Origin of the sequence: Bifidobacterium sp. wkB344 (genome assembly GCF_003688305.1) — a bacterium.
In the GTDB taxonomy this organism is placed as follows: Bacteria; Actinomycetota; Actinomycetes; order Actinomycetales; family Bifidobacteriaceae; genus Bombiscardovia; species Bombiscardovia mizhiensis.
Genome location: NZ_NPOQ01000021.1, coordinates 1 through 7,608, shown reverse-complemented (window position 1 = coordinate 7,608; position 7,608 = coordinate 1). Strand labels below are relative to the sequence as shown.

Sequence of the window (7,608 nt, the reverse complement as noted above, 5' to 3'; positions counted from 1 at the left end):
GATCACGAAGAACACCACCGCCTTCGCCTGGCCCACGCCCTCGAAGCCCGTACGCCCGTAGAAGGTACGGTAGATGTTCAACGCCAACAGCTCCGACGTGTTCGACGGCGCCCCATTGGTCAACGCCAGATTCTGATCGAACATCTTGAACCCGTTGGTCATCGTCAAAAACGTGCACACCGTGATCGAAGGCATCATCAACGGCAACGTGATCCGGAACAGGATCTGACGGCCGCTGGCCCCGTCAACCGAAGCGGCCTCCACCACATCCCCAGGCAACGCCTGAAGACCGGCAATGTAAATGATCATCATATAGCCGATCTGCTGCCAGCAATACAACAGCACCATCCCCCAGAAGCCATACACCCCCGAATACGTGATCGAACGACCCCAATGCTGCAGCACGCCGTTCAACAACAGCAGCCAGATATACCCCAGGATGATCCCACCGATCAGATTCGGCATGAAGAACACCGAACGGAACACATTCGCCCCACGGATCGCCTTGGTCAGCATATACGCCACCGCGAAACCACACACATTGATGACCACAGTCGTCACCACCGTGAACGCCACCGTATACACCATCGCATGCCAGAACTCTTTATCCGACAACGCCGCCGCATAATTGCCCAACCCCACAAACCGGGCATCCACCACCGTCGTGAACCGGCAAAAACTCAAATACACACCCATCACAAACGGCACCACAAAACCAACCACAAACGCCAACAACGTAGGCAACACAAACAACCCCCACCACCTACGAATCGACCGACCAACCATCGAAATCACTGAAACCTCCAAACCTGGAATCATGCAGTCTGCACTAGAACCTTGAAACCGGCCCAGCTTTGAAACGCAGGGCCGGCCGTATCAGTTCATCACTTATGTGTGGTCTTGTACTCAGAAGCCCAACCGTTGACAAAGGCCGACTCAACGCCGGACCAAGGCCCGGTGCCCTGGGCATACTCCAACATGGCATTGCCCAGACTCAGCGACCATTGCTGGGTGGGCAGAGGACGGATGATTATGTCATAGCAGCCACGCTTGGCGTAAGCATCATTGGCGCGGAGGATTGGGTTCTTTGTCTTGTACCCGGCCTTCGCGTATGACTTGAATGGGGTTTCGAATCCCATGGTGTCCGTGACGATTTTCCTGGCACTGTCCTTATCCAGCATCCATGACATGAACTTCTCCGTGGCTCGCCGGTCCTCCGGAGATATCTTTGAATTGATGGCAAAGTAGTTAGAGCTTATGGTCAGTCCTGCTTTGTCCTCTCCCGGCACACCCATATATATGGGCAGAACCCCCATATCCTTGTCGGCAACCTCCTGATTTTTTAATTGCGGATATGCCCAGGATCCCGTTTGAATGAAAACTGCGTCGCCAAGACCGAACTCGGAAACAGCATCGTCGAATGTCGCACTGGAAAGTTGGGTCGGCGCAACGGTCTCGTCTTTCACATACAAATCAAAGATCTTCTTGAGATTGGGCATATATTTATCAGATACAGTTGCCGGCAACTCTGTGACGTTCTTATCTCGATACTCGTAGTAGACCGGTATATGAGCCAGCTGGTCACCATATCGTCGGATAGAGCTTGATTCGAATCCGGCGGACGTGAAGGCTCCTTTGACTCCAAGCTCGTCTTTGTGACTTTGAATTTCGTCGGCCACGGTTTTCAAGCTGTCGAATCCTCTGATGGCATCCACTGAGCGGATGCTGGCCCACGACGCTTTAAAGTATTTATTTAAAATAGCTTTGTTATAGATGATGCCATAGCGGTCCAGAACGAACGGAATGGCGCCCACTTTTTTCCCGGTCTTGAGTACGTAATTCGGATCCGTAAGGTCTTTGTACATGCGTGTTTTGGACAGATCCGCGCAATAATCCGACCAGTTGGGATAGTCGTTGTTGTCGAGGCCGATGATAGTCGGAGCTTTGCTCTTGGCCAGCTCACTCTTCAAAGTCTGCTCATAGCTGTCGGCAGAGGGGGAAATCAAATCAAACGGTATGCCTGTATCTTTGGTGAATTGCTTTCCGAGTTGGAGGAACTGATCGTTGTTTTCCACTTTCTGGCTGATCATGTACACTCGGCCCTTTGCTTCTGAGGCTGAGGTACCGCCGCACGCGGCGGATGCCATGACCATTGCGCATGCAAGACCTATGGCAAACGCAGATTTTGTTTTTACACCCATGACCCATCTCATTTCATACAGTTCCGCACCAGATTGGTTGCGGAAAATCAAGCCCCCGCTGGATTGGAGCCAAGAACGCTATCTCAGCATCCTGGGCCGGAGAGGACATCCCACCAGATTCCGGTGGGATGTCCAACATGGTCAACTGATGGTTATCCCATTGGTTTCAGTGAGTGGTCTTGTACTCCTTTGCCCAACCGTCTACAAAGGCGGAGGTGACTTTTGACCAACTTCCGGTGCCCTGGGCGTATTCAAGCATGGCATCACTAAGCGAAGCCACCCACTGTGCACTGGGAAGAGGATGAATAACGGTGTCGTAGTCACCGGCTTTGGCATATGCGTCATTGGCCCTTTGCACGGGGTTCTTCGACTTGAATCCTGCCTTTTCATAGGACTTGAATGGCGTCTCGAAGCCCATATCATCAGTGAAGATCTTGCGGGCCTTGTCGTTCTCCAAAATGTAATTCAGGAATTGCTCGGTAGCCTTTCGATCCTTGTCCGAAGCATTTTTGTTGGTGGCAAAGTACATGAAGCTGACTGTCAGCCCAGACTTTTCTTCGCCCGGCACGCCAATGTAGATGGGCAGGACTCCGATATCCTTGTCAGCCACATCCTGATCCTTGATCTGAGGATAGCCCCAGGAACCATTCTGCAGAAACACAGACTGCTTGGTCGCAAATTCGCTGTTGGAGTCGTCCATCGTGGCGCTCGAAAGCTGCGATGCCGGAGTTGTGGAATCCTTCAGATACAAATCAAAGATGTTCTTGAAGTTATCCATGTATTTTCCGGTAAGTGTCGGAGGCTCTTCCTCGGTATTCTGGTCCCGGTACTCGTAGTAGACCGGAATGTGGGCGAGCTGATCTCCAAACCTCTTGTTGGAGCTGCTGTCGAACCCTGCTGAGCTGAAGGCGCCCTTCACTCCGAGGTCGTCCTTGTGCTCTTGGATTTCATCAGCAACAGTCTTCAACGCCTTGAAGTTGTTGACCTTGTCTATGGACTTTATGCTGGACCATTTAGCATCGAAGTACTTCTTCATCAGTGCTTTGTTATAGATAATGCCATAGCGTTCCATGACGAAGGGAACGGCTACAACCTTGTCCTTGAGCTTAAGGGCATAGTCCTGATTCTTCAGATCCTTGTAGATCTTCGTCCCGGACATGTCGCGATAGTAATCTCCCCAGTTCTGGAAATCATTGTTATCAACGTCGAACATAGTGGGCGCGTTGGATTTGGCCAGCTCGCTCTTCAAGGACTGCTCATACGTACCGGAAGAGGCAACAGACACATCAACGGGTACACCGGTATCCTTGGTGAACTGCTTGGCCAAATCCTTGAACTCATCCTGTTGCTCGGGTTTGGCGCTTAAATAATAGACGTGTCCCTTGTCGGCGCTGGCCTGAGAGCCTCCGCATGCGCTTAATCCGCCTAGGGACATAGCGAGCGCTCCTGCCAGAGCCACTGCTTTAGTGATTTTCCTCATCATTACTCCATTACTCTTTGACCGACTACTTTATCGGGCGCTTATTCGTGCCTTTCGGCAATCGGATAAACGCTTAAGCTCAATGGTTCATTGCTTGGCTCGCCGACACCTGTGGCAACGTCGCCAGGCGTCGGCGATCAAATCTCAACAGCTAAGGAAGTCACCCCTCTTTCAACGTGTTGGAAAATGTCATGTTGGTGGTCTGCAACGACCCCTCTGTCACAAAGATTCCCAGATGGTCGCCAGGCCTCTTGTACATCCTGGAATTCAAAGCCACGCCATTTACATATAGGGTGGCAATAGTGTCGTCAACTACAAGCTGCAGGTGGTACTTCTGCCCTGCAACCAATTCAAGCGGCCTTTCCAAACCTATGTTCATATTGGCGAACCAGGGATAGTTGGGGTTGTTTTCAAATAGGAACCTGTTCTCGCCCACCTTGAAGATGAACTGGTAGGACTCACCAGTCTCTTCGTTTTCATTCAGCCGCAGACCAAATGAACGAGTTCCTGGAGAGAAAGTCAGGTCCGCCTCGAACGAATACAGATCACCGCTGTCTTGGACAACGGTCTTCTCTGTTCGTCCAGCCGAAGCATCTAAGTTGAGGTCTGTGATCCTGCGACGGTGATCGAAAGCACTCCAGAGGGTGTCAGCCGGCCGCACGCCAAGTGAGCCATCCTCACGCTGATAGACCTGATGAGGAACGAAAGTCCCGCCCCATTCATAATTGGATCTGTCATCTTCGTTTTCCTTGGTGCCGACCCAGCCGAACATTATCCGCTTGCCGTTCAGTTCAAAGGTGCGGCCGGCGTAGTAGGCGCTGCCATCAAATGCATCGTCGGTAGGAGCAGTCCAGGGCCCCTCGAGCGAGTGGGCCATTCTGTAGACCATTCCATGCTTGTCGCTGTATTCAGTGATGATGTGATACCACCAATCGCCCATTTTGAAAAGATCAGGCATCTCATGCATGGTGTAAAGGTTGGGCGCCCAGAAATCACCTTCAAAACTCCAGTGCTCTAGGTCTTTTGACGAGAATGCCACGGTTCGTCCCGACTGTACGGTTTTGGGACCCTGCTTACGCGCGCCAAGGATCAATAGATAGCGGTCATGCTCATCGTCGCGGATAACCCAAGGGTCTCGCCAATCATCAGGATCGTAGCCTTCCTGGGGCGAGAAGGTCAGGGCATCTTGAGTCTTCGTCCAATGGTAGAGGTCATGACTCACTGCATGCATGAGGACCTGCGCCGGCTTTCCCTGCGCAGAGTAATCCCTGTTATAGGCGGTGTAGAAGGCATGATAAGCGCCTTCACCCTCACAGACACTTCCAGCATATATAAATTGATCCTGATCTTCGTCTCCACCTCGCGGAATGGCAACGCCACAATCCCGATAATGAACAAAGTCCTTAGTCGTCGCCAAGTCCCACCCAAACGGTTTACCGAATGGTTCAGGGTCCCGGTTATCGCGCTGATGGAAGAGGAAGAACTCATCTCCCTTGCCGAAGGGCATGCAGTCTCCGAACCAGGTGCCCGGGAATTGATAATACAGCTTGGTCATTGCAACCTTTCCGTCGAGGATCGTATATGTCGGATCCTTAGCTACATCATTGTTTAAGCGATTAAGCACTCATTATATTCGACTCGTGTTAAAAGTCAAACAAGGTCATGAACCGAAGGACATCGACTTTAAAGGAAGGACTTCGTAGGCCAACACAGATACCTCGTATCCCAGTGATCCATAAATCAAGAAGCCGCGAGGATACGTATGGAGTCACGAGGCACTGAAGGGCAGGCCACCCTGATGGGCGAATAGGGGCCGTTCTGGCTAGCAGCATTAGCACTGCCGCCCTCGCCCTTCTCGCCGACATCCTCGCGCTGCAGCAGCGTGCGAATTCCAAGCACCCCGAGGTCATACTGCGGCAGGCCGACTGTGGATAGCGCTGGATGAAGATGGGCGGAAATTAATTTCTGATTGTCGAATCCCACCACTGAAATATCGTCTGGTACATGCATTCCTCGTTCTCGAAGTGCATCAAACAAACCCATGGCAGTGCGATCGTTATGGCAGAACACCGCTGTAGCACCGGTCTGCATGACCTGAGACATGATGCCGTACCCGCCTTCCTGATCCACCGTGCATGTCATCACCATGTCCGGGTCGTACTTCAATCCAGCTGCAGCCAGAGCCTCCTTATACCCTTGCAGTCTGCCCTGCGATGCTGGCGTCTGTTCGGTGGCATTGACGAACGCTATGCGCTTATGACCCGCATTTGTCAGCATTTCCGTAGCCGTGCGGCCTCCCTGGACTTCATCCGGTACCACTGCCGGGAATCGACCCAGGCGGTCAAAGCAATTCACGAGGACGGAATTCACCCGAGCCAAGTCCGCGGGAGGACGAACCTCATGGTGAACCCAAGACGAATACACGATTCCCTCTACTTGCCGTTCCAGCATGAAAGCACAAGCTCTGCGCTCAATATCAGGGTCTCCATGCGTATCGACAATCAGCAGGATCTTCCCGTTGCGCCAAGCTTCATCCTGAGCGCCCTGTATGACCTGTCCGGCAAAGGGAGAAGTAGCCACTCCATCGCTAATAAACCCGATCAGGTCGGATCGCCCTCTGGCAAGGCTGCGGGCCATGGCATTCTGCCTGTAGCCTAGATCCGCCGCAACCTTCCGGACCTTCCTCATGGTGGACTCGGGAATCCTGACGTTCTTGTTGTTATTGATTGCCCAGGACGCCGTGGCAATCGAAACACCTGCCGCTCGAGCGACATCCTGAAGTGTAACCATGGACCCTCATTGTAATATTGCGAGCCAACCTCAGTCAGCGGTCTTCTTCCGACCTGCTTCAACAGCAGTAGGTCGTGCCATCGGGGCATTTGCAACAAAATGCTTAAAAGCACCATTAAGCAAAGGCGTATGCACCATGATCAAAGTCCCATAACCGAGAAGGAGCAACAAGAAGAGCCCTTGCGGCATGTAGAACCACGACAGGACCAGCAGAACAAGATACGCAGCGTCAAAAAGCACCATGATCAAAGTTCTCCCAAGATTAGCCAAGGCAAATACCCATGCATTAAACAAGGTACGACCAACGGTGTTCTCAAAACGGGACTGCAAGGCCCATACCCACTCGAACCCCAGCACCCACAAAATACTGAAAGCAAACTTGATGATCAACAAGGGCGTGATTTGGAGAACTACCCAAGCGTAGATCAACAGCAACAGCAATGGCCCGAAAACGAGCCAGATCATGGTTGCCTTGATGAAGTTTGAACGGAAGGCACGAAAATAGTTTGCTGTTACATGTCCTCGCCCTTCAAGGCTTCTTCTGGCGGCGTCATGACCGGCGGTCAGAGCGGCTCCGATGGATATCAGGGGAATTGACGTGACCACCATGAGGATGTTGATCCATATGGCATCAATAAGATCGGCAAGACCTCTCATGAAGCCTGAATCAGGAGAAAGAAAACTCAACGGAACCCCCAAGACGGGAAAGGGCAGGAAACCGGCAACGGCACTCGCTCTATATCGTGTTGCCGGTTTCCATGATAGCCCACTGCAAACCGGTGTAGCTTTTGGTTTATCCTTTGACGGCGCCGGCGAGGACGCCTTTGATGATGTATTTCTGGCAGATCAGGTAGAAGACGATGATGGGGATGATGGCCAGGACCAGGCAGCCCATCATGGCGCCCATGTCCACCGAACCGTACCCGCCCTTCAGGTACTGGATGGCGATGCTCATGGTCTTGAACCGGCGCATGTCCAGGGTCAGGTAGGGCAGCAGGAAGTCGTTCCAGATCCACATGGCCTCCAGGATCGCCACCGACACGATCGAGGGACGCATGATCGGCACCACGATCCCGAAGAAGGTGCGCGGGATGCTGGCCCCGTCGATCATGGCCGACTCCTCCAGCTCCTGGGGGA

At 52.5% G+C, this 7,608-nt stretch carries 7 protein-coding genes; all 7 read right to left on the bottom strand.

The genetic code is table 11. The annotated features are described in order from the left end of the window. Positions 1-795: carbohydrate ABC transporter permease (locus CI601_RS06850; RefSeq protein ID WP_183129798.1), on the bottom strand; the 795-nt coding region annotated here is incomplete at its 3' end. Positions 796-884: 89 nt separating this feature from the next. Next, positions 885-2,201, bottom strand: coding sequence for an ABC transporter substrate-binding protein (locus tag CI601_RS06845; protein ID WP_024628106.1), 1,317 nt, complete (start codon positions 2,199-2,201; stop codon positions 885-887). Between the two features lie 166 nt (positions 2,202-2,367). Then, the gene (locus CI601_RS06840) at positions 2,368-3,681 is read right to left on the bottom strand and encodes an ABC transporter substrate-binding protein (RefSeq protein WP_024628107.1); all 1,314 of its coding nucleotides are present in this window, start codon (positions 3,679-3,681) and stop codon (positions 2,368-2,370) included. A 160-nt stretch (positions 3,682-3,841) separates the two neighbouring features. Continuing rightward, on the bottom strand, positions 3,842-5,236 hold the full coding sequence (locus tag CI601_RS06835; protein WP_024628108.1) for a glycoside hydrolase family 32 protein: 1,395 nt from the start codon (positions 5,234-5,236) through the stop codon (positions 3,842-3,844). A 185-nt stretch (positions 5,237-5,421) separates the two neighbouring features. Then, entirely contained in the window at positions 5,422-6,471 is a 1,050-nt protein-coding gene (locus tag CI601_RS06830; protein ID WP_121914836.1) for a LacI family DNA-binding transcriptional regulator, read from the bottom strand. A 30-nt stretch (positions 6,472-6,501) separates the two neighbouring features. Beyond that, positions 6,502-7,158: a DUF624 domain-containing protein gene (locus tag CI601_RS06825; protein ID WP_121914835.1), complete on the bottom strand. Its 657-nt coding sequence runs from the start codon at positions 7,156-7,158 to the stop codon at positions 6,502-6,504. 106 nt (positions 7,159-7,264) lie between these two features. Further along, positions 7,265-7,608, bottom strand: a 344-nt coding sequence (locus CI601_RS06820; RefSeq protein ID WP_147437943.1) for a carbohydrate ABC transporter permease, incomplete at its 5' end; no start/stop codon positions are given.

What these genes read in the sequence shown, in the direction of transcription:
- CI601_RS06830 (WP_121914836.1), bottom strand. Translation starts at nt 6,471, where the DNA reads ATGGTTACACTTCAGGATGTCGCTCGAGCGGCAGGTGTTTCGATTGCC.
- CI601_RS06845 (WP_024628106.1), bottom strand. Translation starts at nt 2,201, where the DNA reads ATGGGTGTAAAAACAAAATCTGCGTTTGCCATAGGTCTTGCATGCGCA.
- CI601_RS06835 (WP_024628108.1), bottom strand. Translation starts at nt 5,236, where the DNA reads ATGACCAAGCTGTATTATCAATTCCCGGGCACCTGGTTCGGAGACTGC.
- CI601_RS06840 (WP_024628107.1), bottom strand. Translation starts at nt 3,681, where the DNA reads ATGAGGAAAATCACTAAAGCAGTGGCTCTGGCAGGAGCGCTCGCTATG.